This is a genomic window from Coprococcus sp. OM04-5BH (genome assembly GCF_003482105.1).
GTDB lineage: Bacteria > Bacillota > Clostridia > Lachnospirales > Lachnospiraceae > Coprococcus.
In genome coordinates, this window is the sequence record NZ_QULM01000001.1 from 333017 (window position 1) to 358481 (window position 25465).

20 protein-coding genes and 3 tRNA genes are annotated in these 25465 nt (G+C 39.8%); 20 read left to right on the forward strand and 3 right to left on the reverse strand.

What is annotated here, in order from left to right; all coding sequences use genetic code 11:
- Window positions 1-9 precede the first annotated feature (9 nt).
- The 3 genes from yidD to rpmH form a co-directional block, all read right to left on the reverse strand.
- Window positions 10-222: a membrane protein insertion efficiency factor YidD gene (gene yidD / locus DXB54_RS01435; RefSeq protein WP_199708717.1), complete on the reverse strand. Its 213-nt coding sequence runs from the start codon at window positions 220-222 to the stop codon at window positions 10-12.
- A gap of 20 nt (window positions 223-242) precedes the next feature.
- Window positions 243-587, reverse strand: coding sequence for a ribonuclease P protein component (gene rnpA, locus DXB54_RS01440; RefSeq protein WP_021937863.1), 345 nt, complete (start codon window positions 585-587; stop codon window positions 243-245).
- A 217-nt stretch (window positions 588-804) separates the two neighbouring features.
- Window positions 805-939 (reverse strand): 50S ribosomal protein L34, encoded by a 135-nt coding sequence (rpmH, locus tag DXB54_RS01445; RefSeq protein WP_004852723.1) that lies wholly within the window; start codon window positions 937-939, stop codon window positions 805-807.
- 517 nt (window positions 940-1456) lie between these two features.
- Between rpmH and dnaA the strand changes: the two genes are divergently transcribed.
- From dnaA to DXB54_RS01550, 20 genes are all read left to right on the forward strand, one after another.
- Window positions 1457-2806 carry a chromosomal replication initiator protein DnaA gene (gene dnaA / locus DXB54_RS01450; RefSeq protein WP_330426330.1) on the forward strand — a complete coding sequence of 450 codons (1350 nt, stop codon included), beginning with the start codon at window positions 1457-1459 and terminating at the stop codon, window positions 2804-2806.
- Between the two features lie 280 nt (window positions 2807-3086).
- Window positions 3087-4199 (forward strand): DNA polymerase III subunit beta, encoded by a 1113-nt coding sequence (dnaN, locus tag DXB54_RS01455; RefSeq protein ID WP_118694029.1) that lies wholly within the window; start codon window positions 3087-3089, stop codon window positions 4197-4199.
- Between the two features lie 21 nt (window positions 4200-4220).
- The gene (locus tag DXB54_RS01460) at window positions 4221-4430 is read left to right on the forward strand and encodes an RNA-binding S4 domain-containing protein (protein WP_021937860.1); all 210 of its coding nucleotides are present in this window, start codon (window positions 4221-4223) and stop codon (window positions 4428-4430) included.
- A 22-nt stretch (window positions 4431-4452) separates the two neighbouring features.
- A complete protein-coding gene (recF, locus tag DXB54_RS01465; RefSeq protein WP_118694030.1) occupies window positions 4453-5535 on the forward strand; it encodes a DNA replication/repair protein RecF in 1083 nt (360 codons plus the stop codon).
- A 32-nt stretch (window positions 5536-5567) separates the two neighbouring features.
- Window positions 5568-7493 (forward strand): DNA topoisomerase (ATP-hydrolyzing) subunit B, encoded by a 1926-nt coding sequence (gyrB, locus tag DXB54_RS01470; RefSeq protein ID WP_118694031.1) that lies wholly within the window; start codon window positions 5568-5570, stop codon window positions 7491-7493.
- A 37-nt stretch (window positions 7494-7530) separates the two neighbouring features.
- Window positions 7531-10119 (forward strand): DNA gyrase subunit A, encoded by a 2589-nt coding sequence (gyrA, locus tag DXB54_RS01475; RefSeq protein ID WP_118694032.1) that lies wholly within the window; start codon window positions 7531-7533, stop codon window positions 10117-10119.
- Window positions 10120-10172: 53 nt separating this feature from the next.
- Window positions 10173-10454 carry a hypothetical protein gene (locus DXB54_RS01480; RefSeq protein WP_021937856.1) on the forward strand — a complete coding sequence of 94 codons (282 nt, stop codon included), beginning with the start codon at window positions 10173-10175 and terminating at the stop codon, window positions 10452-10454.
- A 116-nt stretch (window positions 10455-10570) separates the two neighbouring features.
- On the forward strand, window positions 10571-11413 hold the full coding sequence (locus tag DXB54_RS01485; protein WP_118694033.1) for a fumarate hydratase: 843 nt from the start codon (window positions 10571-10573) through the stop codon (window positions 11411-11413).
- 103 nt (window positions 11414-11516) lie between these two features.
- Window positions 11517-12113 (forward strand): Fe-S-containing hydro-lyase, encoded by a 597-nt coding sequence (locus DXB54_RS01490; RefSeq protein ID WP_118694034.1) that lies wholly within the window; start codon window positions 11517-11519, stop codon window positions 12111-12113.
- Between the two features lie 13 nt (window positions 12114-12126).
- A complete protein-coding gene (locus DXB54_RS01495) occupies window positions 12127-13809 on the forward strand; it encodes a hypothetical protein (RefSeq protein ID WP_118694035.1) in 1683 nt (560 codons plus the stop codon).
- Window positions 13810-13891: 82 nt separating this feature from the next.
- Entirely contained in the window at window positions 13892-15793 is a 1902-nt protein-coding gene (locus DXB54_RS01500) for a DNA gyrase/topoisomerase IV subunit B (protein WP_021937852.1), read from the forward strand.
- Window positions 15794-15826: 33 nt separating this feature from the next.
- Window positions 15827-18124: a DNA gyrase subunit A gene (locus tag DXB54_RS01505; protein ID WP_118694036.1), complete on the forward strand. Its 2298-nt coding sequence runs from the start codon at window positions 15827-15829 to the stop codon at window positions 18122-18124.
- A 97-nt stretch (window positions 18125-18221) separates the two neighbouring features.
- Window positions 18222-18309, forward strand: a tRNA-Ser gene (locus tag DXB54_RS01510).
- 39 nt (window positions 18310-18348) lie between these two features.
- Window positions 18349-18420 (forward strand) — tRNA-Asn (locus DXB54_RS01515).
- A gap of 197 nt (window positions 18421-18617) precedes the next feature.
- Window positions 18618-18688 (forward strand) — tRNA-Cys (locus DXB54_RS01525).
- Window positions 18689-18828: 140 nt separating this feature from the next.
- The gene (locus DXB54_RS01530; protein ID WP_158578144.1) at window positions 18829-20190 is read left to right on the forward strand and encodes a DUF4358 domain-containing protein; all 1362 of its coding nucleotides are present in this window, start codon (window positions 18829-18831) and stop codon (window positions 20188-20190) included.
- 364 nt (window positions 20191-20554) lie between these two features.
- Window positions 20555-22150: an FHA domain-containing protein gene (locus tag DXB54_RS01535; RefSeq protein WP_021937631.1), complete on the forward strand. Its 1596-nt coding sequence runs from the start codon at window positions 20555-20557 to the stop codon at window positions 22148-22150.
- Between the two features lie 59 nt (window positions 22151-22209).
- Complete coding sequence (locus DXB54_RS01540; RefSeq protein ID WP_021937630.1) at window positions 22210-23799, forward strand: tetratricopeptide repeat protein; 1590 nt, start codon at window positions 22210-22212, stop codon at window positions 23797-23799.
- 3 nt (window positions 23800-23802) lie between these two features.
- The gene (locus tag DXB54_RS01545) at window positions 23803-24102 is read left to right on the forward strand and encodes a hypothetical protein (RefSeq protein ID WP_021937629.1); all 300 of its coding nucleotides are present in this window, start codon (window positions 23803-23805) and stop codon (window positions 24100-24102) included.
- Complete coding sequence (locus DXB54_RS01550; protein ID WP_118694039.1) at window positions 24092-25450, forward strand: hypothetical protein; 1359 nt, start codon at window positions 24092-24094, stop codon at window positions 25448-25450. The genes DXB54_RS01545 and DXB54_RS01550 overlap by 11 nt, the downstream gene beginning before the upstream one ends.
- Window positions 25451-25465: the final 15 nt, after the last annotated feature.

The following is a 25465-nucleotide window of genomic DNA, read 5'->3' on the forward strand; positions in this document are numbered from 1 at the left end:
TGTCCTCCTTTATGGAACTGGATCGTATCCTCCTTTAGAAAAAGGATTACATCTGAGTATTCTCCAGATTGCCAAAAGGCTTCCTTTAATCACCCCATGCTTCTGCAATGCCTCTATAGCATATTGAGAGCATGTAGGAAAATACTTACAAGTACCATGTTTTTTTAATCCTGATAGGTACTTCTGATAAAATCTGATTAAACCAATTAACAATTTTTTCATTTTGATCACCGTATATGAACTTATTTTTCCTTTTTTACAATTCTTTTAAGTCCAAGCAAATGAATCATAGCACTTTCTATGTCTCTGTATTTCTTGTCATATGCTCCGGCTCTGGCTACGAACACAATGTCATAGCCCTTGTCAATCTTGTCCATGTTTAATCGGTATGCTTCTCTAATTAATCTGGTTACCCTGTGTCTTACCACACTATTTCCAACTTTTTTACTAACAGAGATTCCAATTCTATTATATCCCAAGCAGTTGTCTCTCAGGTACATTATTAAATATTTGTTGGCAACCGAATTTTTTGTATTATATACACTGCCAAACTCTCTGCTGTTTTTTAACGTAATAAAATTACTCATATAACCACCGAATCTTACTTAATTAGAAAAACTGGATCAGCAACCATTTGTAATTGCCTGTTTGGTATCGCCCCCTCATATTCATTCGGCGGCATTTCGTCAGCACCATTCTAAATATGTCTTCGACACTTGGTGCTTCCTACGGCAAGGGTTGCTGCGGCGTAACGATGTCACAGACATCATTACAACAACAATAAAAGGTCACAACCATGTGACCTTATGCTGATAACTTCTTTCTTCCTTTAGCTCTTCTTGCGGCCAATACCTTTCTGCCATTAGCAGTGCTCATTCTCTTTCTGAAACCGTGAACCTTAGATCTCTGTCTCTTCTTTGGCTGGAATGTCATCTTCATATCCATACTCCTCCTTTCTCATAAAAATTACCTTGTCCATTATATTGAAATACCCGGTAATCGTCAAGCTATTTTTAAAATATTGACAATTTTGTTTCAAATTACCATAATTTCATCTTTTGATTTACATAAATTTATCCACAAAATGTTTATAACTTGTGGATAACTCATTGATAATGTGTTTATTTTTTTTATCAAATCAACATTTTAAGCCTTTTGCTCCATTATAAACATATTTTTTTATTATATTAATTACTTAACATAAATTATGTTACATAAATATTACAAAACCTGTTTTTTTATATTTCTTCTTTAATTTTTTCTTCCATATAATATACATTTCATTGTAAATTATTAGAAGATCCACTTTTATTGATCATTATCCACTCTTCAATTACTGGTTCAAATACATGAATAAACTTGAAATCGGCACCCGTTTGTTATAGAATATAAGTATCTGTTTCTATGTCTAATTATCAACGAAAGGACCAATTTTTACATTATGAAAGAGAAAATTTTGTCAAAATGGGATGAGATTTTAAATACCCTTGAATCGGGATATGACCTCTCCCACATACTTATTAATACTTGGATAAAACCCTTAACAATATATAAGGTTGAAGGAAAAACCGTATATTTTGTTGTTGATGAGAAATTTGGACAGAGAGGTGTAGATTTCATTAAAAACAGATCTTACGATATTCTCCTTGCTTCAGCAATAAGGGAAGTACTTAACGATAGTTCCGTTGAAGTGATAGTAACTCTTGCCAGTGATTTTAATACAGATAAATCCCAGGCAGCTCCTGCCCTTAAGCAGGACTATTCAATAAACAAGGGAAACCTCAATCCAAAGTACACATTTGACACCTTTATTGTAGGTGAAAGCAATAAACATGCCTATGCAACATGCATAGCTGTTGCAGATTCTCCGGGACAGGATAAGTTTAATCCTCTTTTCTTATATGGAGGAGCAGGACTTGGCAAGACACATCTTATGCAGTCTATTGCCCATTACATAATGGAAAATAACCGAAGCATGAATGTTCTCTATGTTCCTTCAAATACATTTACAAATGAAATCGTAGAGGCAATAAAAAAGAATAAAACACAGGAATTCAGAGATAAATACAGAACTGTAGATGTACTTCTTATTGATGATATCCAGTACCTTATAGGTAAGGAAAGTACCCAGCAGGAATTCTTTGATACCTTCAATACCCTTCATGATGAAGGAAAACAGATCATACTTTCATCAGATAAACCTCCTAGAGAGATCAAGACTCTTGATGAAAGATATCGTTCAAGATTTGAATGGGGTGTTCCTATTGATATCCATGCTCCTGATTATGAAACAAGAATGGCTATCCTTAAGAACAAGGTTGAGATGGATCACCTGGATAATATAGACGAGAATATACTTGAATATATAGCTGACAATATCACATACAATGTAAGAGCCTTAGAGGGTGCCCTTAACAAGTTAAGTGTATTCTCAGAGCTTGGAAAGACTCATATATCCCTTGAAAAGGCAAAGGATATACTTAAGGATCACATATCAAAGGAAGGAACAGTTTCCATTACTCCGGAACTTATTATCAATGTAGTTTCAGAGCACACAGGAATATCAGTTGAAGATATAAAGTCAACAAAAAGAACAAAAGATATCTCCAATGCAAGACAGGTTGCCATGTATCTGTGCAGAAAGTACACAGTAAACGGTCTTAAGACCATAGGTAACTTCTTTGGAGGAAAGGATCACTCAACTGTCATGAGCAATATCAAGAAGGTTGAGCAGAAGCTTTCCGAGGATTCAGAATTTGCAGCAGATATAGATGCAATAACCAAAAAAATAAGTCCTTCATCATAATATTTATCCACATATGGTGTTTATATTAATGATGATTAGTATGTATAACCTGTTGAAAACTCATTTTAAATGATTTTTCCTCAAAATTGACAATGTTTATAACCCCCATGGTAATAAACATCAATCTATTGATTAACAACATTTATACATGGCAGATAATTCCTTTATTTTCAAGGGGTTCGGGAATTATCAACACTTACAATACCCCTACTACTATTACTACTATAATATTATTAATTAAATGAGATGCACACGGTGCCTGAAAGGAGTTATAAACATTATGAAAATTTCATGTATGAAGAACAGTTTTCTCCAGGGAATAAATATTGTTATGAAAGCTGTATCTAACAAAACTACTCATCCTATTCTTTCATGTATACTGATTGAAGCAGCAAATGGCAAGATCAAGCTCACTGCAAATGATATGGAGATAGGAATTGAAAGTTACATAAAGGGAAACGTTACAGAGGAAGGAAAGGTTGCCTTAGATGCCAAGCTTCTCTCAGACATTATAAAGAAATTCCCTGACAGTGAAGTTTTTATAGATGTAAATGAAGATTTTAAGACAACCTTAAGATGTGAGAAGTCCAAGTTCGTTCTTTCAGGTAAGTCAGGAGATGACTTCGCAAGCCTTCCTGAGGTTGCAAAGAATAAGTGTGTAACAATTTCACAGTATACTTTAAGAGAGATAATCAACCAGACTATCTTCTCAATTTCAGATAACGAGAATAATAAGCTTATGACAGGAGAGCTTATTGAGGTAAATAATAATATTCTCAGCATAGTTTCCCTTGACGGTCACAGAATTTCCATAAGAAAGGTAAGACTTAAGGGAATAAACAATGATGTTAAGGTTGTTGTACCGGGTAAGTCTCTCTCTGATATAAGCAAGATAATAAACGGCGGAATTGATGATGAAGTAAAGATATACTTTAACGAGAATAATGTATTATTCTGTTTCAACGATACAAAGGTTGTTTCAAGACTTATTGAGGGTGAATATTTCAGAATAAACAGCATGCTTTCAGTTGATTATGAAATAAAAATAACCGCAAATAAGAGAGACCTTCTTAATTCCATAGACAGAGCTTCCATCATGATAAAGGAATCAGACAAGAAGCCTATCAAGCTTTCCATAGAGGATGATCTTCTCAGATTAAAGATAGATTCCCTTGTAGGATCAAACACTGAAGAGGTTGAGATAAAAAAGGAAGGTGCAAATCTTATTATTGGATTTAATCCTAAATTCCTTATGGATGCTTTAAGAGTAATTGATGATGAAGAGATAACTATCTACATGAACAACAAGAAGGCACCTTGTCTTATTAAGGATGAGCAGGAAAGTTATCTGTACCTGATTCTTCCAATGGGAATAAATGATAGTGTAGATTGATCTGATTGAAAGGCAGAAAAGATGGAGATAATTAAACTTAGAGATGAATTTATAAAGCTTGGTCAGGCATTAAAGGCTGCGGGATTCGTAGATTCAGGAGTAGAAGCAAAGGAATATATAGTTCAGGGACTGGTTCTTGTAAACGGTGAAGTTGAAACAAGAAGGGGAAGAAAGCTATATGACGGAGATGAGGTTGTCTTTGATGGAGACAAGATAAGTATCCAGAAGTAGTGATCTCATCAATATAGACATTATGTACATAAAATCATTAAAGTTAAATAATTTCAGAAATTATGAAAATCTGGATATTTCTTTTGAAAAAAATACGAATATTCTTTATGGGGACAATGCTCAGGGAAAGACAAATATACTGGAATCCATATATATGTCTTCCACTACCAGGTCCCACAGAGGAAGCAAAGACAGAGAAGTAATAAGAATAGGTCAGGAAGAGTCACATATAAGAGTATGCATTAATAAATGTGATGTAGATCATGAAATAGATATGCATATCAAGAAAAGCAAAAATAAGGGAGTAGCAGTTGATGGTGTTTCAATACACAGAACAACTGAATTATTTGGTTTATTAAATGTGATTTTTTTCTCTCCGGAGGACTTGTCCATAATAAAAAACGGACCTTCTGAAAGAAGAAGATTTATTGATATGGAGCTGTGCCAGTTAAATAAGCTCTATTACCAAAATCTTTCCTCATATCATAAGATATTAAATCAGAGAAACAGTCTTCTTAAACAGCTTGCCTACAATAAGAGTCTCATGGATACTCTTGAGGTATGGGATGACCAGTTAGTATTGTATGGATCAAGGGTCATAGAAGAAAGGGAAAGATTTGTACGGATGATGAATGAGATCATATACGACATACACTATAATCTTACATCCGGTAAAGAAAAGCTTGAGATAGTATATGAAAAGAGTGTAGAAGCAGATAAATTCAAAGATACTCTTGTTGATAAGAAAAATGTGGATTTAAACTATACAAGTACCCAGACAGGACCCCACAGGGATGATATTTCATTCTTGATAAATGGTATAGATGCAAGAAAATTCGGATCCCAGGGACAGCAAAGGACTGTGGCACTTTCATTAAAGATGGCTGAAATTAAACTTGTTAAGAAGATGATAAATGACGATCCCATACTTTTACTTGATGATGTAATGAGTGAGCTTGACAGTAAGAGAAGGGCTTCGCTGATAGATGAGATAAAAGATATACAGACAATTATAACCTGTACCGGTTATGACGATTTTATAAAAGAACAGATGACGATCAACAGTGTTTACAAAGTAGTGAATGGTACTGTTTCTAAGGAGTGATCAGCATTTGCTGATTATTAAGGAGGACAAAAATGGGTAACAATTATGAAGAATATGATGCTGACCAAATCCAGATCCTAGAGGGACTGGAAGCGGTAAGAAAAAGACCTGGTATGTACATAGGAAGTACGTCCGAGAGAGGATTACATCATCTTGTGTATGAAATAGTAGATAATTCAGTTGATGAGGCATTGGCTGGATTTTGTACTCATATTGAGGTATTCATAAACAAGGATAACTCCATAACTGTTATTGATGATGGTCGAGGTATCCCTATAGGTATACAGAAGAAGACAGGTATACCTGCTGTTGAGGTAGTATTCACTATACTTCATGCCGGAGGAAAGTTCGGTGGCGGAGGATACAAGGTATCAGGTGGATTGCACGGTGTAGGTGCGTCAGTGGTTAATGCCCTTTCAAACTGGCTTGAGGTTGAAGTAACAAGAGATGGAAAAGTATATAAGCAGCGTTACGAAAGAGGAAAGGTAATGTATAAGCTTAAGGAGATTGGTGAGGCTCCTGCGGATAAATCCGGAACAAAGGTAACATTCCTTCCTGATGATACAATATTTGAACAGACAGTTTATGATTTTGATACCTTAAGAAACAGACTTCGTGAGATAGCATTCCTTACAAAGGGATTAAGAATTACCCTTACAGACTTAAGAGAAGAGCCTGCAAAGGTAAGAAGTTTCCATTACGAGGGAGGTATAAAGGAATTTGTCCAGTACCTTAACAGACATAAGACTCCTCTTTACGAGAAGGTAATCTACTGTGAGGGTATGAAGAATGATGTAATGGTAGAGGTTGCTCTCCAGCATAATGACTCTTACAATGAATCAACATATTCATTTGTAAATAATATAGTTACACCTGAGGGTGGAACACATCTTACAGGCTTTAAGGCTGCAATAACCAAGGTATTCAACGATTATGCAAGAAAGAACGGAATACTTAAGGACAAGGATGACAATCTGTCGGGAGATGACCTGAGAGAGGGTCTTACAGCAGTTATATCGGTTAAGATCGGTAATCCTCAGTTTGAGGGACAGACCAAGCAGAAGCTGGGTAACTCAGAAGCAAGGCCTGCAGTAGAAGGAATAGTAACCGAACAGTTAACCTATTTCCTTGAACAGAATCCTGATGTAGCCAAGATAATCGTAAACAAGGCAACACTTGCCCAGAGAGCAAGAATAGCTGCAAGAAAAGCAAGAGATGTGGCAAGAAAGGCTAATCTCGGTGACAATATGGCACTTCCTGGAAAGCTTGCAGACTGTTCAGATAAGGATCCTAAGAACTGTGAGATATATATAGTCGAGGGTGATTCCGCTGGTGGTTCAGCAAAGACTGCCAGATCAAGAGCAACCCAGGCTATACTTCCGTTAAGAGGTAAGATACTTAATGTGGAGAAGGCAAGAATAGACAGAATACTTGGAAATGAAGAAATTAAGGCCATGATAACTGCATTTGGAACAGGTATACATGAGAACTTTGATATAAGCAAGCTCAGATATAACAAGATAATCATTATGACTGATGCCGATGTAGACGGAGCCCATATTGCAACACTTCTGCTTACCTTCTTCTACAGATTTATGCCTGACCTTATAAGAAAGGGACATGTATATCTGGCACAGCCTCCTCTCTATAAGTTAGAGAAGAATAAGAAGATATGGTATGCATACAGTGATGATGAGCTTAACAGAATACTTAACGAGGTAGGAAGAGATCAGAACAACAAGATTCAGCGATACAAGGGTCTTGGTGAGATGGATCCTGAACAGCTTTGGGAGACAACAATGGATCCTGAGAGAAGAATACTTCTTAAGGTTGCCATAGATGATGACGACGAGTCAGAGATAGATATGACATTTAACGTATTAATGGGTGACAAGGTTGAGCCTCGTAGAGAATTCATAGAGAAGAATGCGAAGTACGTTAAGAATCTGGATATTTAATATTTGAACATTTTTCTTTTGATGAAAGGATGAAAAAATGGAAGACGATAAGATTTTTGATAAGGTAGATGAGGTTGGTCTTAAAAAGACAATGGAACGCTCATATATAGATTATGCCATGAGTGTTATCGCAGCCAGAGCACTGCCGGATGTCAGAGACGGATTAAAGCCTGTACAGAGAAGAATTCTCCATGCAATGATAGAGTTGAATAACGGACCCGACAAGCCACATCGTAAATGTGCCCGTATTGTCGGTGATACAATGGGTAAATATCATCCACACGGAGACAGTTCTATCTATGAAGCTCTCGTAAAGCTTGCACAGGAATGGAATACAAGATATCCACTGGTTGACGGTCACGGAAACTTCGGTTCAGTGGATGGAGATCATGCGGCTGCCATGCGATATACAGAGGCAAGACTTTCAAAGATATCCATGGAAATGTTAGCTGATATTAACAAGAATACAGTTGATTTCGTACCTAACTTTGATGAAACAGAGAAGGAGCCTACAGTTCTTCCGTCAAGGTATCCTAATCTTCTTGTAAATGGTACATCAGGTATAGCAGTTGGTATGGCAACCAATATCCCTCCACATAACTTAAGAGAGATAATCGGTGCTGCGGTAAAGGTCATAGATAACAAGATAGAGGAAAACAGGGAGACCACCATAGAAGAGCTTATGGAGATAGTAAAGGGTCCTGATTTCCCTACAGGAGCACAGATCTTAGGCAGAAGGGGAATAAACGACGCTTACAGAACAGGAAGAGGTAAGATAAAGGTTCGTGGTGTTACCGATATTGAGGTTATGCCAAACGGTAAGAGCAGAATTGTTATTACAGAGCTTCCTTACATGGTAAACAAGGCACTTCTTATCCAGAAGATGGTTGAGCTTGTAAAGGATAAGAGAATTGAAGGAATTACAGATATAAGAGATGAGTCCTCAAGAGAGGGTATGAGAGTTGTTGTTGAGCTTAGAAAGGATGCCAATGCCAATGTTATTCTTAATCAGCTCTACAAGCATACCCAGCTCCAGGATACATTTGGAGTAATAATGCTTGCACTGGTTGAAAATCAGCCAAGGATACTTAATCTCAACGAAATGCTCTTCTATTACATAAAGCACCAGGAAGATGTTGTAACCAGAAGAACACAGTACGACCTTAACAAGGCAGAAGAGAGAGACCATATATTACAGGGTCTGCTTATTGCCCTTGACAATATTGATGAAGTAATACAGATAATCAGAGCGTCAAGAACTGCAAATGAAGCCAAGATAAATCTCATGGAGAGATTTGGACTTTCAGATGCACAGGCTCAGGCAATCGTAGATATGAAGCTTCGTTCTCTTACAGGTCTGGAAAGAGAAAAGATTGAGAACGAGCACAGAGAGTTAGTTGCAAGGATTGCAGAGTTAAAGGCAATACTCGCAGACAAGAACAAGCTTCTCGGTGTTATCAAGACAGAATTACTGGCAATATCAGATAAGTACGGTGATGACAGAAGAACCTCCCTTGGTCAGGATGATGATGATATTAAGGATGAAGAGCTTATTGAGAAGGAAAACATTGTAGTAGCAAGAACTCATCTTGGATACATTAAGAGAATGCAGGATGATAACTTTAAGGCTCAGAAGAGAGGTGGTAAGGGTATTAAGGGTATGCCTACTATCGAAGATGATTATATCGAAGATATATTCATGACCACTACCCACCACTATATTATGTTCTTCACCAATAAGGGAAGGGTGTACAGGTTAAAGGGCTATGATATACCTGAATCAAGCAGGACTGCGAGAGGAGTAGCTATCGTAAATCTCCTTGAGATGTTGCCTGGTGAGAAGGTAACAGCCATCATTCCATTCAAGAGATATGAAGAGAACAAATATCTGTTCATGGCAACCAAGAATGGTATGATTAAGAAAACACCACTCATTGATTATGTAAATGTGAAAAGATCAGGACTTATCGCCATCGATCTTAAGGATGATGATGACCTTATCGAGGTTAAGATCACTGACGGTAAGGATGATATGTTCCTTATTACTGAGGGTGGAATGTGTATCAGATTTAATGAGAGAGATGTAAGGAGTACCGGACGTAGTACTATGGGTGTGAAGGGTATAAGCCTTTCAAAGGATGATAAGGTAATATCACTCATCATGGGAAGTCATGGGGACCATATTCTCTTTGTTACAAAAAATGGTATGGGCAAGAAGACAGATATTGCTGAATTCTCATCCCAGAATCGTGGCGGTAAGGGTCTTAAGTGTTACAAGATTACTGAGAAGACAGGAAATCTTGTAGGTGCCAAGATAGTAAATGATGAAAATGAAATGATGTTGATAACCAATGAGGGTATAATAATAAGATTTGACAGCAGTGATGTGTCAGCTCTTGGAAGAGTAACATCCGGTGTTAAACTTATGAACATTGATTATGAAAATGGGGTGTTTGTTGCAGCTATTACAAAGGTAAGAGACAAGCCGGCAGAAATTTCATCCAGCGACATAGTTGATGAGGATGAGGTTGAAACAACAGCCATTGAAGTTATTGATGACGTTGAAGATACCGGCAATGCTTGGACTGAACAAGATAACGGCTCTGTTGATGAAGATAAGGAATAAAGAGAAAATCACGAAAAATAATCAATTTTTTGTGATGGGTGGAGGAAGCCATAGTGACAGATTTTATTAAAGTACTTGCCGATACAGCTACGGAGGTTACAACGGAAGCAGGAAGCAGTGCCACAACGGAGGCAAAAAATGAGATATTAAACATCATTAATATTGCCAGGAACACTGATAAAATATCCATGATCATAAAGGATGTAATAGTGATCCTTGTGGTGATCGCAATATTTTTTCTTGTAATAACAATTCTGCTTCACGTAAGAAAAGCGTATATACACAGCAAGGATCCTGATTATGAACATAATGACGATGATTTCCTTGATGAGTAATGTACTAAATCAAACAAGCAACTGATGACCAGGGAGATGGGTTTTGCGGCCCATCCCCCTGAAATCTGTGTTAAGGGATCACAGGTTTCACAGTAATTATTCCCGAAAAAAGAAGAATGAGGATAATAAAGACAGAAAGTATAATTGATGTTGTAAAGGACATGTGCATAAAGGCAAATATACATTTGTCCCAGGATATGGAAGATACCATAAGAAAAGCAGCAGCAGAAGAAGACAGCAAACTTGGAAGACAGATCATGAATCAGCTATGTGATAACCTTGATATAGCAGCAAGAGACGAAATTGCAATATGTCAGGATACCGGCATGGCTGTATTTTTTGTTAATATAGGACAGGATGTACACCTTGAAGGAATGAATATTACAGACGCCATAAATGAAGGTGTAAGAAGAGGTTACAAAGAAGGATATCTCAGAAAGTCAGTTGTATCGGATCCACTTTTAAGGGTAAATACAAACGACAACACTCCTGCCATTATCCACTATGACATTGTGCCGGGAGATAAGCTTGAGATCACAATAGCTCCTAAGGGCTTTGGAAGCGAGAACATGAGCAGGGTGTTCATGCTTAAGCCTGCTGACGGAGAAGAGGGTGTAAAGGAAGCTATCGTAAAGGCTGTTATGGAAGCAGGACCTAATGCATGCCCACCGGTATTTGTAGGTGTTGGCTTAGGCGGAGACTTTGAGTTATCGGCAGAGCTTGCCAAGAAAGCTCTTACAAGAAAGGCAGGGGAACATTCAAAGCTTCCTCACATTGCCAGGATAGAGGAAGAGGTGCTTGATACAATAAACAAGAGCGGTATAGGTCCTGGTGGCTTAGGCGGTAAGACCACAGCCCTTGCAGTAAATATTGAAACCTACGCAACCCACATTGCTGGTATGCCACTTGCGGTAAATATGTGCTGCCATGTAAACAGACATGTTACAGTCGTAATTTAATATGAGAATATTAATATAACTGTATTTGAGAGACATATTATATGATCTGGACAATTTATATAATAAACTAATCTGATATTTGGATAAGGAGATTGGATAAATAATGGAAAAACATATAAATGCACCATTTGACAAGAAACAGGTTAAAGACCTTAAAGCCGGTGACTATGTATATATTTCAGGAACCATCTATAGTGCAAGAGATGCGGCGCATAAGAGAATGTATGATGCTATCCTTGCGTCAGAGTATAGTGACGCCGATGGAAAGACATTATATGAAAAAGGTGTAATACCATTTGATCTTACAAATAATGTAATATATTATCTTGGACCTACACCTGCAAAGGAGGGACAGGTAATAGGTTCTGCAGGACCTACAACCAGTACAAGAATGGACAAATACACCCCACTTATTTTAAGCAAGGGTCTTAACGGAATGATAGGAAAGGGTAAGAGAGGTCAGGCAGTAATAGATTCAATAATCAAGGATCAGGCAGTTTACTTTGCTGCCGTAGGTGGAGCCGGTGCACTTTTGTCCGGCTGTATCAAGGAGTCAGAGGTCATTGCATATGATGACCTTGGAGCAGAAGCAATCAGGAAAATGAGAGTTGAAAATTTCCCGGCTATAGTTGTTATCGATTGCCAGGGAAACAATCTCTATGAAACAGCGGTTGAGGATTACAGAAACTCAAGGACTTAAGGAGGGATATTCCATGGGAAAGCAATCAAGAAAGAAAACATCGGCAAATAAGAACATATTCACCAGCGGGTTTGTATTTTCAAAGGTAAATGCAGTAATGCTGGTGCTGTTTCTTATAGTTGAAGCAATATATTATTATATTTGCGTGCCTTCATTAAGCATATATTCCGGTGAACTGTATCAGTGGCTTATTGTTACTGTTATTCTTCTTATGGTATGTTTCCTTAATTTAAAGAAAAAGGAAAATGTAATAATAGTAGACGGAGTAAAGCTGGTAAATAAGGTAACCAAGTACGGTATTATGGCAATCGCAGGCATAATCGTGATTCTTATATTTGCGTCATTTTTCTCATCCAAGCTTTTCTTTTCATCCAAGTATGCAAGTCTTATAAACATTGAGGATGGAAACTTTGCTACAGATATACCTGAGAGCACAGATATAAACAATATTGCTCTAATGGATACAGAAACAGCCAAGATAATCGGAGAGAGAGCCATAGGTTCCCTTTCAGATGTGGTAAGCCAGTATGTGGTAAGCGATTACTACAGCACAATAGATTACAACGGAAGACCTATGAAAGTAGCGTCTCTGGAATATGCTGGATTTATCAAATACTTTAACAACAAGAATGCCGGGGTTCCGGGATATGTTCTGGTGGATCCTGTAAAGAACGAGGCACAGTATGTAAAGCTTGATAAGCCAATGAAGTATGTGCCATCAGCGTATTTTAATGATAATCTCATGAGACATGTCCAGATGAAGTATCCTACAAAGCTTATAGATGATTATTATCTTGAGCTTGATAATGAGGGAAATCCATACTATATATGTCCTACCATGAAGGCAAATGCCGGTCTATTCGGAGCCATGGATGTAGATGGCGTCATTGTGTGTGATCCGTGTACAGGTGATACTGTATATTATCCGGTGGGCAATGTACCAAACTGGATAGACAGAGTGTATGACGGAGATCTCATGTGTCAGAAGTATGATTGGTACGGAAGATTATCAGGCGGATATATAAACAGCATTATCGGAAACAAGGGATGTAAGAAGACTACAGATGACTATGGTTATAAGGTTATGGATGGAGATGTATGGGTTTATACCGGAGTAACCTCTGTAAATGCAGATGAGTCTAATATAGGCTTTGTCCTTATGAACTTAAGAACCGGCGAAAGTAAATATTACAACATTGCCGGTGCCGAGGAGTATTCTGCCATGAGTTCCGCAGAGGGACAGGTACAAAATCTTGGTTACAGGGCGAGCTTCCCATCACTTATAAATATTAAGAATATCCCGACATATATAATGGTTCTGAAGGATAATGCGGGACTTGTAAAAATGTATGCTTTGGTAAATGTGGAAAAATATAACATTGTTGCTACAGGAAACACCCAGAGGGACGCTCTTAAGGAATATACCAGATTACTGTATGAAAATGGCATAACAAACAGCAGTTCAGACCTTGAAGGTATGCCAAATAAGGATATAGTTGTAAAGGATATCAAGTATATTGCTGTGGAAAATGAGACATATGTCTACATTACCGACAAGGATGGTAATGTGTACAAACAGAAATTTGCAGATAATGAACAGTTGATATTTATCCAGCCGGGAGACAAGATAAAGATATATTACGCTGAAAGCGAAGATAATATAAATATCCTCAGTGACTTTGAGAAGTCAAATTAAATAAAATATTTGCAAGAACATATGTTTGTGTGATATAGTCAGATAAAAACAGATTATGGTGAAATTAAGAAGGGAAAGTTAGATGTCGTACAGTGCAAAAAACATAGAGGTCTTAAAGGGCCTTGAACCAGTAAGACTAAGACCGGGTATGTATATTGGAAATACAGGGAGAAGCGGACTCAACCATCTGGTACAGGAGCTCATAGATAATTCGGTGGATGAGCACCTGGCAGGTTACTGCAAGAATATATATGTAAGTATCAACGAAGATGGTTCTGCCACAGTGTCCGACGATGGAAGAGGAGTTCCCGTAGATATACATGCTACAGAGGGAATACCGGCAGAGAGAGTTGTATATACAGTATTACATGCAGGCGGTAAGTTTAACGGAAACACATACAAGATAAGCGGAGGTCTTCATGGTGTTGGTTCGGCAGTTGTAAATGCCCTGTCAAAGAAGCTTATAGTGGATGTTGCAAGGGACGGATATCTCTACCATGATTCCTATGAATATGGCAATCCTACAACAGAATTGATTGACGGTAATCTCCCTAAGGAGAAGCTTAAGACCAGACGTACAGGTACTACGGTAACACTGTATCCCGATGAAAGTATATTTGAGACAGTTAAGTTCAAGGCAGACGCCATCAGGCAGAGAATAAAGGAAACCTGTTATCTGAACCCTGAGCTTACAATTACATTTGAGAATAAGAGAGACGGCAAAGAGCCTATAGTGTTCCATCAGCCGGGAGGTCTTTCAGCATTTGTGGAGGACATATCAGAGGGACTTACCCGTACATCACCAGTGGTGGCTATCAGCGGCGAGAAGGATGGAATAAGTGCAGATATCGTATTTCTTATGACTGAAGATGGCGAAGAGAACATCATCGGATTTACAAATAATATTACAAACCCTGAGGGCGGTACACATGTAACCGGATTTAAGACAGGATTTGCAAAGCTTATAAATAATTACGCAAGAAATGAACTGGGACTTTTAAAGGATAAGGACTCGAACCTTTCGGGAGCAGACATAAGATCAGGTATGCAGGCGATAATATCAGTCAAGCATCCGGATCCTCAGTTTGAGGGACAGACCAAGACCAAGCTTTCAAACACAGACGTGACAAAGGCTGTGGATGATATCGTAAAGGAACAGCTTACAGTATACTTCGACAGAAACTATGAAGTGCTCAAGGATATCTGCGACAGAGCGGTTGCTCTTTCAAAAAAGAAAGCAATGGACAAGTCCAAGATCAATATTTCCAAGTTCTCATTTGAGGGAAACGGAAAGCTTGCAAAGCAGGAGTCAAATGACGCAGAGAAATGTGAGATATTCATAGTGGAGGGAGATTCTGCGGGAGGTTCGGCAAAGACCGCCAGAAACAGAAAGTACCAGGCGATACTTCCCCTTAGAGGAAAGATATTGAATGTGGAGAAAAAGCCTGTTGCCAAGGTTCTTGAAAATGCAGAGATAAAGGCCCTTATAAATGCTTTTGGCTGCGGTTTCTTACAGGGCTACGGAAATGACTTTGATATCTCTAAGCTTAACTACAATAAGATAATAATCATGACTGATGCGGACGTGGACGGAGCACATATTGCTACACTGCTTCTTACATTCTTCTACAGATTCTTCCCGGATCTTATAAGAGAAGGTCATATTTACATTGCTATACCCCCTCTCTACAGAGTAGGTGAGGGAAAGAATATAAAGTATCTCTATTCGGATGATGAGCTGGCGAAATACAGAAAGACTCATCAGAACAAGTTCATGATACAGAGATACAAGGGTCTTGGTGAGATGGATGCCGACCAGCTCTACGAAACCACCATGGATCCGGATAACAGAGTTTTAAAGCAGGTATCCATAAACAGCATTGTTGAAGCAAACCAGCTCACCCAGACACTTATGGGAACAGAGGTTGCACCGAGAAGAGAATATATCGAGACCCACAGCATGGACGCTGTACTTGATATATAAGGGTGATGCATATTGTAATTAGGAGAATAAACAATGGCAGAGAAAATATTAAACATAGATTTTGAATCGGAGATGGGCCAGTCCTATGTGGATTACGCCATGTCAGTTATTACTGAGAGAGCACTTCCCGACGTAAGAGACGGACTAAAACCTGTACAGAGAAGAATATTGTATTCACTGAACAGTCTTGCCAGTTCAGACAAGCCACACAGAAAGAGCGCAAGAATAGTAGGTGATACCATGGGTAAGTTCCATCCCCATGGTGACAGCTCAATATATGAGGGACTTGTAAATATGGCACAGAACTGGAAGCTTCCAATTCCACTTGTGGATGGACATGGTAACTTCGGTGCCGTGGATGGTTCAGGTGCTGCGGCAATGCGATACACTGAAGCAAGGATATCCAAATACACAGAAGATGTGTGTATGAAGGATCTTTCATATTTCAAGGACAGATTTATCCCTAACTTTGACGGAACAGAGACAGAACCTACATTTCTTCCATTCCAGGTTCCTAACATACTGGTATCGGGAAGTACAGGTATTGCGGTAGGTATGGCGACAAATATCCCTACCCACAATCTCGGAGAGGTTATAGATGCTACCATAGCTTATCTCAATAATCCTGGGATATCCCTTGGAGAGCTTCTTGATATAATGCCGGGACCGGATTTTGCCACCGGCGGAATAATAAATGCCTCAAGAGATGATCTTCTGGGGATTTATGAGACAGGTCTTGGAAGACTTAAGGTAAGAGGTAAGGTTGAGGTAAGAGATATCGGCTACGGAAGAAAGAGTATCTGTGTGACAGAGCTTCCTGTAACCATGATAGGCGGAACAGCCAAATTCCTTGATACAGTGGCAGAACTTACCAGAAACAGAGAGCTTCCTGCGGTTGTAGATATTGCCGACAGAGGTGACAAGAATGGTGAGTGTCTCTGTATTGATGTTAAGAAGGGTACCAGTGACGCCGAGATAGAGAACATAATCAACATCCTCTACAAGAAGGCAGGACTTGAGGATACCTACGGAGTTAATATTAACTGCATAAATGATGGCAAGCCGGAGGTCATGGGTCTTAAGAGGATACTTAAGATATACACTGATTTCAAGTATGATCTCTATAATACCAAGTATACCAAGCTTCTTGCAGAGCAGGAGAATGTTAGGGAAGTAAAGGAAGGTCTTCTTACAGCCGTTGACTGTATCGATCTTATCATAGAGATACTTCGTGGAAGTAAGAAGGTGGCAGATGCCAGAGCATGTCTTATCCATGGAGATACATCAAATATTAAGTTCAGATTTAAAGGTTCAGAGGCAGATGCAAAGGAGCTTCACTTCACAGAGAAGCAGGCAGACGCCATACTTGCCATGAGACTCCAGAAGCTTATAGGTCTGGAGATCGACCAGCTTAAGAAGGAGCTTGATGAGGCTGAGAAGCTTATTAAGAAGTACAGCAGGCTTCTGTCAGGAAAAGCAGCCATGATGAAACAGATGATTTCAGATATGGAGGCCATCAAGGCAAAGTATGCCATTCCTAGAAGATCTGTTATAAAGGATTGCGGTGAGGTAGTAGTCAAGAAGGCAGAGGTTGTTGCCACTGAAGTAGCAGTTCTTCTGGATAGATTTTACTATATAAAGGTTGTGGACGCAGGTGTATATGACAAGAATACAGAGCAGATCACAAGAGACTACAGGTTTGCGTTTAAGTGTCAGAATACGGATAGAGTTGCGGTATTTGCAAATAATAGTAACATGTACACCATCAAGGTTCTTGATATTATAAAGCTTCAGGCAAAGAAGAATACCAATTCAAAGTCTTCATCTTCCAAGAAGCCTTCCTCACAGGGACTTATCGGAAGACTTAACGATAAGGGAATACAGATCTTTGAATTTTGTAATATGGACGGCAAGGAAGACATATTATATATGGGATGTGTTGAACAGTTTGTGGATAAGACATTCTTATTTGCAGATAAGTATGGATTTGCCAAGAGAGTTGCAGGTAATAACTTTGATGTAACAAGAAAGTCCATTGCGGCGTCCAAGGCAGATGAGGAGATAATCTATATCGGTCTTGTGGATGAGAGCGATTTTGTTGTTGCCAGATCCCAGGAGGGATTCTACATCCGTGTGGCTGCTGCGGAGATCCCTGAAAAGGGCAAGGGAGCAGGCTGCATTAAGTTCATGTCCATTGCTGATACGGATAACATTGAGGAAGTTGCAGTGGGAAGTATCAAGGACAGCATTACAGTGGGCGAGAAGGAAGTAGCCTTTACAAGGATAAAACCTGTAAGACGTGGAGGAAAGGGCACTAAGCTCAGACTGTAACAAAAAAAACATGTTGACAAATCTTTCCCGGTTTGTTATCATGTACTAGCGTCAAAAATAAATACATCCCTGGTGGGAACATTCATTTAGGCATTTTGCAGAAGTACTCAAGTGGCTGAAGAGGCGCCCCTGCTAAGGGTGTAGGCCGTTTGCGCGGCGCGAGGGTTCAAATCCCTCCTTCTGCGTTCCTTTTTTGGAATGCTTGAATAATATTTTTGACATATTCCTCGATAGCTCAATGGTAGAGCACTCGGCTGTTAACCGAGGGGTTGTAGGTTCGAGCCCTACTCGGGGAGTTTAAGGATGGGTGAAGGAATCCTCCCATTACATGGGTTCCTCCTTATGATAATAAATGTAAGCTGTAAACAGCTTATTAACCACAGGAGATTTTCCCACTTCGTGGGCCCCTTCTTATGGTAATAAATGTAAGCAACAAGTTGCTTACTAATCACAAGGAATCCTCCCATTGCATGGGTCCCTCCTTATGATATATGGCGCGATAGCCAAGTGGTAAGGCCCCGGTCTGCAACACCGTCATCGCCGGTTCAAATCCGGCTCGCGCCTCTAAAATAAAACCCTTGATTTCAAACTGAAATCAAGGGTTTTTCTTATTATAGCAGTAAGGAGAATTCGGTATTTGAATATAACGGGGAAAACATTATAATGATGTTCAAGTAAAAACCAACAGGAGAACAATGAAGGATATGAAAATAAATAATAAGATAGGAATTGTAATGTGTATGATATTGCTTATAAGCTTTACATCTGCATGCAGTTTAAGTAACACAGGTCCGGGAAAAGATACTAAGGTGACTAAGGCAGACTGCCTTGAGCTGGTAACAGGCATGATTGATGATAAGGAATATGAAGCTGCACTGGTTACATATGGAGATACAGAATTTGACAATGTGATGGAAGTATTTTATGACCTTAACGTAGACCTTGAGGATGGTGCCATTATATATTCTGTAAATTCCAGGGCATACGAATGGGCAGTGCTTGAGGTATCGGGAAAGAAAGATGTTAAGGTGGTTAAGGATGCATTTGCCAACAGAAAAGAACAGCGTAGTGCTGCGTATTACGGATATTTCCCGGAGGAAACCAAGATGATAGATGACGGACTTGTGTATTCAAGGGGAAATTATGTGGTCCTTGCAATCTGTGATGATGAGGCTTCTGCAAAGGAGGGCTTCAACAAAACATTTGAAATGACAGAAGATGAGTTGGAAGCCTTAAGTGATAAAAACGCTGTGATGATACAGAAGTACAGAGACGCTGTCGGAAATGATGATAAAAATACCCATGAAGATAAAAGTGACAATAATGGTTCCGGAAAAAATAATGCATCTCAGGACAACAATGATGTAAATTCGGAAGACAACACAGATTCAGACATTGATAATAATGAAAAATCAGAAGATGATAAGAACAATAACGAAAATAACTCCAATGAAGTCATAACCTCTGAAAATGATCTTAAGGACATAGACGACAGTACATATTACAATCAGGATATAGTGAGGGCTGTGAAAACAAGGGATATGTCCATACTTACGGAGCCAAAGGATCAGGCCATATATAAGGCAGCAGTAGCTGTGATCGACAGTGTGATCACAGAGGATATGACGGATGTTGAGAAGGAGAAGGCTGTCCATGATTACCTGTGTATAAACATGGACTACGACATTCCTGCCGTGGATGATGAGAGCAAGGCAGATCCTGACGCAGACAATCCATATGGTATGCTGGTGGGACATTACGGTATATGTTCCGGTTACGCCTCAACCTTCAAGCTGTTCATGGACTGTTTCGACATAGAATGCATTATAGTAGAGGGCAAGGCAAATGGTCTGGAAGAGGATCATGCCTGGAACAAGATCCATATAGACGGTAAATGGTACAACGTGGATGTTACCTGGGACGATCCGGTTTACTATGATGAACAGGGAAATGTGGTCACAGAAAGCTGGGATGAGAATTATCAGTTCTTTAACTGCCCGGACAATGTTCTTGAGGCTACTGAGCATTATTGGAACCACGATCTCTACCCGGAGTCAGACGACTGAGCATAAAAACATCAGAATAAAATGCAATCTGCAAATTATTAATAAACATAAATTCACAGTCAATGACAGATAAACATAAATTCGAAGTCGATGACAGTACAGAACTTAAAGTTGATCAAGAAATACATTCCCCAAACTCAGATTTACATAAAGTCTGTTTTGGGGTTTCTTTTTAAGTTGTGCTTTGTTATAATGTACAAGTATTAGTGTCGAAATTTATACGATCATGAGGAAGGGCACTGATGACAAAACAGAGCAAAAAAATTAAGAGTGCATAGAAGTATAATGAAACACATATAGAGCACGTATAAAGTATTAATAACTAAACTTAAGCCTTAGCAAAGTTTAAAGTAGGAGGGCATACATGGCAGATAGGGATAACAGGACTGTCAAGGAGCAGAGGGTTCATTATAAGCTTGATCAGAATACACCGGTAAATGCGTATGAGATGAATACATACAATGTGCCATTTGCAGGTAACAACAGCACATGCAGGGAAACATATATAAAAGGAGAAAGAACACTTGAATATACAATTTATGGGGATATGACCTTTGAACAGCTTATTGTCAAGCCGGTGTTCAGAGACGAATTAATTGAGTATATATACAGTCTCAGCAGACAACTTGTGTCCATAGTGCAGAATGGACTGAGCCTAAATAAGGTTGTTCTTGATCTGAGGTTTTTATATGCCAGGCTGTGTGATTTTACAGTGCAGGTCATATACCTTCCACTTGATAAGGCGTTTCCGGAGAATAATGTAGGGCAGTTCATGAAGGATACCCTGTCACGTCTGGTATATGCCCATACATCTGCGGTGGAATGTGCCAACCAGATACTGGATTATTTTGATGATAATCCGGATTTTGACGTATTTGACTTTAACAGATTTATAGGTGAGCTTCGATCAAAGAGCCAGCTCCTTATCATAGAAGATCAGACACCGGCGGCACTTGCCGATGAAACAGCAGAATATGCCAAGAAGGAGTCGGAGCGTATGCTTGCTGAGGAGGCTGCAAGAAATGCAGATAAGGCAAGGATAATCGCTGAAAGTGAGGCAAGACGTCAGAGTGAGGAAGCAAGACGTCAGGCACAGGTGGCAAAGGCTGCTGAGGAAGCAAGGATGGCTGCGGAGGCCGCCAAGATAGAAGCTGAGGTTGCCAGACAGAGAGCGGCTGCGGAGGTTGCGGCACAGTCACAGACTGCCATACTCTATGCAAGACAGATAATGGAGCAGCAGGACGGCATAGACAGAAGACAGAAAGAGATAGAGAGACAGCAGGCGGAGGCTGCGGCAAAGGCTGCTGAGGAAGCAAGGATAAAGGCGGAGATAGAAGCGTCCAAGTATTCAGATGAAATACGAAGGGCAAGGGATGCAGAAATGCGTGCCGAAGAGGCAAGAATGCGTGCTGAATTTGAAGCAAGAAGAAACAGTGAGGAAGCTAAGCGGAGAGCTGAAGAAGCAAAACGCAGAGCCGAAGAAGTCAAGAGACTTAATGAGAACCGTGACATGGCATATTATGAGGAGATCAGAAGAACCATGGCAGGGAATACAACAGGCAGAGTCACCTTCAGACCGGGCAGTGGAAGCTATATGGGAGATGTCCAGGATAGCTCTGATGCAGCCACAACAGTGCTTTCCACAAAGCCTATAAGCGGATATGGTGTGCCAAAGCTTATAAGAAAAGTTACCGGTGAAGAGATACCTATTACCAAGCAGGTATTCTGTATAGGCAAGGCAGATCAGGGCGTTGATTATAAGATCCTGGGAAATAAATCTGTCAGCAGAAGACATGCTTATATCACAAGTATAAACGGAGTTAATTATTTGAGGGATAATAACTCCACCAACCATACTTATTTGAATGGAAAGCAGGTATACAGCAGTATGGATGTACCTATTCCTGACAATAGTATTATAAAAATATCAAATGAAGAGTTCCTGTTTAAGAGCAAGTAAGCCAGGGATGTGATCCTGGAACCTAAGTCTGGCAGACAGGAATAAAGGAGCTAATAGTTATGTTTTATTGTAATGTGTGCGGACGGGAGCTGGAGGATAACGAAGATCGATGTCCAGTATGCGGAGCAATGTTTGCAGGGGTTGACAAGGACAAGCTTCAGACCAAATGGTATGAGGATGACAATTATGAAGATCCCGCACCGGAAAATTATGAATTGGAAGAGGATCCGGAGGAAGATGTGCCGGTGGAACCTGTTCCGGAGAGAGAGCCGGAGCCATGGGAAGTAGATAAGGATTACTACAAGAAGAAGCCGGATGACGAGAAGACCAGAAAGAAAAGAAAAAGGATTATCACAGCGGTTACCATAGTACTGGCACTTGCAGCAGTGTCGGGGGCGGGTTATTATGTGCCGAAGATATTAAAGTACAATAAGGCGTCTGCGGCACTTGACCGCGGAGATATAGATAATGCAGTGAGCATATATACCCAGCTTCATGATTTTAGAAATTCTAAGACCATGGTGGAGGGCGGTGCATACTATGAGTATGCCGAATCCCTTTACAAGGATGGAGACTATGAGAATGCGGCGGTATATTATGAGAAGGCGGCAAAGTATGATTACAGGGATTCTGCCAAGATGGCAAGGGAAAGTCACTACAATGAAGCCACAAGGCTTTATGAAAGCGGTAATTATGAGGCTGCCTCATCAGAATTTGAGAATGCCGGAGACATAAGTGATGCCGGAGAATTTCTGCAGTCCTGTGCATATGAGCAGGGTATTGCAGCATACAAGGAGGAGAGCTTCGAGGAGGCAATAAAATTCTTCACAGAGGCAGGAGATTATGAAGATTCTGCCGACATGCTGTCCAGATCCTACTATAAGCAGGCAGGTGTATCCTATGCTGATGGGGACCTTAAGACTGCTCATGATGATTATATGAAATCTCAATATGGAGATTACCTTGAGAAGGCAGGCATATGTTACCTTGAGTATGCGGGAAGATGTTACAAAAACAGCGAATTTGACGAAGCTATCAGGTACTATTCTCAGGTAGATCAGACATATAAGGATACTACGGATCTCCTGGACGCCTGTTATCAGGCTAAGGGAAAGAAGCTTCTTGAGGAAAATGATTACAATGGCGCCATAGAGGCATTTGCCCAGGTGAAGAATATAGACGTGACAAGCTACATAAATAATGCAAAGGCTGCGTATGTTGCGGATCATATGAGTGCAGATGATGAGACTACTCTGTCTTACCTGTGTGACCTGAAATATGCAAGCTACGGAACGGCAGCAGAGGATCTTATGAAGCTTACAGGTTGGAATATACAGTCATTTATCAATGGTTCCACAGAGGATTACTCTACCCGTAACAACAGCTGTGTTGTGGGAACGGACGCATATGTACATTCTGTATTCAACGCTGGGGACGGCAAGTCCAGTGACATTGTAGAATATATAGTCCATGAGGACGGAAGTAAAAGTAAAGATGTAGTCCCTGACACTGCGGTGAAGACCGGCAGTGCTACATGGGTACTTGTGACAGGTGAAAGTCAGAAGCCGGAGAGGATAACGCTTTATGTAAGGGATAAGAAGACTAACATGCTGCTTGACAAGTATACCTTTGAGATAAGGGAGAAATAAATTATGGTAAATCGTGTGGATTTGCTGGCATTTGAGTTTTACAAGAAAAAGCCCTTTAAGGGCAGTGATACAGGTGCCAGATATATGGTGACAAAGGAGGAAGTAGTTTCCGGAGTCGCAGAAGACGGAACTGAAGAGAAGAAAACAGTGCTGGCATGCTATATGTGGCCGGAACCCTTTTGTTTTGAAGCAACTGCCGATGAGGTGAAGATCAGAGGAGAGTTCCCATTTTCAGAGGAAGGGCTTGGGCAGGCAGTAGATTATATAAATAAACACCATGACGAGGTTGCACATGAAGACTAATAAATCCCAAAAAGTGATCATTTCTATATTAGCAGTGCTGATAGTGGCAGCAGGGATATTCGTAGGTGTTTTGGTGTATATAAGGAATATTCCGCAGCTTAAGATATGGAATGCATTTAAGAATACAATGCTTACGGCGGAGGAATCGCAGGCAGAGGCAAAATACGGCGGCTATGATATGATTAAGGGTATCATAGGCGGAAATTACAAAATATCAGTTGAAGCAGACAATTTAAGTACCGGCATAATCAGAGACAAGGACAGGCATGAGTTTATGCTCCAGACTTCGGGAGCAATCTTAAACCATGATATAGATGTGGATATCTATGCGGACAAGGATACTTCCCTTGTGGGCTATAAGGGTAATTATCTTCAGTTTGATTATACGGGGGCATTTAAAGAGAATCTTCCATCAACTGCATTTGCCACTGTACTCAAGCTTACTGCAGGTGTAAGTAAGGATGAAATAAAAGCATTTGCAGGATTTTATCAGTCTTTTATGGAGGTATTGACTGCCACTTCGGATGAAACAAATGACATGTCGGAGCTTTATAAGGAGATAGCGGAGGCAGTACTTGACATGGAGGCCGAGAGGGAAGGGAAAGAGAGCTTCTCTGTGAATGGCAGGGATGAGAAATGTACAGTATACAGGATCACCATTAAGCAGGAAAAGCTTATGGATTATATAGACAGAGCACATAATATGATCGTGTCGGCGGGACCTGACGTGCTGGCAAAGGTTGAGGAGGCTACAGGATTCTCTGTTGATATTATGTATAACAGGATAAAGACTATAGTTAATGAGACCGGAGATTTCACCCTGAGATTTGCAGTTACAAAGTATGACGAGCTGGTGTGCGTATATGCGAACGGCATATCAAAGGATAATATAGGTTTTAAGCTGAGTTTCCTTGGAGGAGATTACCTGTGTGATAAAATCTGCTATGAGCAGAGTGATGATAAGGGCAATAGCATAAAGCTGGTTAAGGATGATATATCGGAAGATGAGGTCATTGGAACAGAATATACTCTCACTAACGTGAAGGATGGAAGTGAGACTGTTAGAACTCTGAAATATGAATTCAGGGATGAAGTACTGTCCGTAAGTGTAGACAATGGGCAGGAAGATGGCAGCTATGACATGAAGATCGACAGCTATGACAAGGGAAAATATATTAAAGTAACTTATCAGGGAGCAATCTGTGGATACGAGAATCCGGTGTTTTATGTGGGCACTGTGGTGGATAAGATCAATAAGCCCCAGGGAAATGTATTGGATGTGTTGGAGGCAGGCGTCATAGACACGGGAAAATTCATAAAGGATTCACTTCCAAACTTGTTTAATTAATATGTAGTGGAGATA

Coding starts and splice junctions, on each gene's coding strand:
- yidD (WP_199708717.1), bottom strand. CDS start 222: ATGAAAAAATTGTTAATTGGTTTAATCAGATTTTATCAGAAGTACCTA.
- rnpA (WP_021937863.1), bottom strand. CDS start 587: ATGAGTAATTTTATTACGTTAAAAAACAGCAGAGAGTTTGGCAGTGTA.
- rpmH (WP_004852723.1), bottom strand. CDS start 939: ATGAAGATGACATTCCAGCCAAAGAAGAGACAGAGATCTAAGGTTCAC.
- dnaN (WP_118694029.1), top strand. CDS start 3,087: ATGAAAATTTCATGTATGAAGAACAGTTTTCTCCAGGGAATAAATATT.
- DXB54_RS01460 (WP_021937860.1), top strand. CDS start 4,221: ATGGAGATAATTAAACTTAGAGATGAATTTATAAAGCTTGGTCAGGCA.
- recF (WP_118694030.1), top strand. CDS start 4,453: ATGTACATAAAATCATTAAAGTTAAATAATTTCAGAAATTATGAAAAT.
- gyrB (WP_118694031.1), top strand. CDS start 5,568: ATGGGTAACAATTATGAAGAATATGATGCTGACCAAATCCAGATCCTA.
- gyrA (WP_118694032.1), top strand. CDS start 7,531: ATGGAAGACGATAAGATTTTTGATAAGGTAGATGAGGTTGGTCTTAAA.
- DXB54_RS01485 (WP_118694033.1), top strand. CDS start 10,571: ATGAGGATAATAAAGACAGAAAGTATAATTGATGTTGTAAAGGACATG.
- DXB54_RS01490 (WP_118694034.1), top strand. CDS start 11,517: ATGGAAAAACATATAAATGCACCATTTGACAAGAAACAGGTTAAAGAC.
- DXB54_RS01495 (WP_118694035.1), top strand. CDS start 12,127: ATGGGAAAGCAATCAAGAAAGAAAACATCGGCAAATAAGAACATATTC.
- DXB54_RS01500 (WP_021937852.1), top strand. CDS start 13,892: ATGTCGTACAGTGCAAAAAACATAGAGGTCTTAAAGGGCCTTGAACCA.
- DXB54_RS01505 (WP_118694036.1), top strand. CDS start 15,827: ATGGCAGAGAAAATATTAAACATAGATTTTGAATCGGAGATGGGCCAG.
- DXB54_RS01530 (WP_158578144.1), top strand. CDS start 18,829: ATGAAAATAAATAATAAGATAGGAATTGTAATGTGTATGATATTGCTT.
- DXB54_RS01535 (WP_021937631.1), top strand. CDS start 20,555: ATGGCAGATAGGGATAACAGGACTGTCAAGGAGCAGAGGGTTCATTAT.
- DXB54_RS01540 (WP_021937630.1), top strand. CDS start 22,210: ATGTTTTATTGTAATGTGTGCGGACGGGAGCTGGAGGATAACGAAGAT.
- DXB54_RS01545 (WP_021937629.1), top strand. CDS start 23,803: ATGGTAAATCGTGTGGATTTGCTGGCATTTGAGTTTTACAAGAAAAAG.
- DXB54_RS01550 (WP_118694039.1), top strand. CDS start 24,092: ATGAAGACTAATAAATCCCAAAAAGTGATCATTTCTATATTAGCAGTG.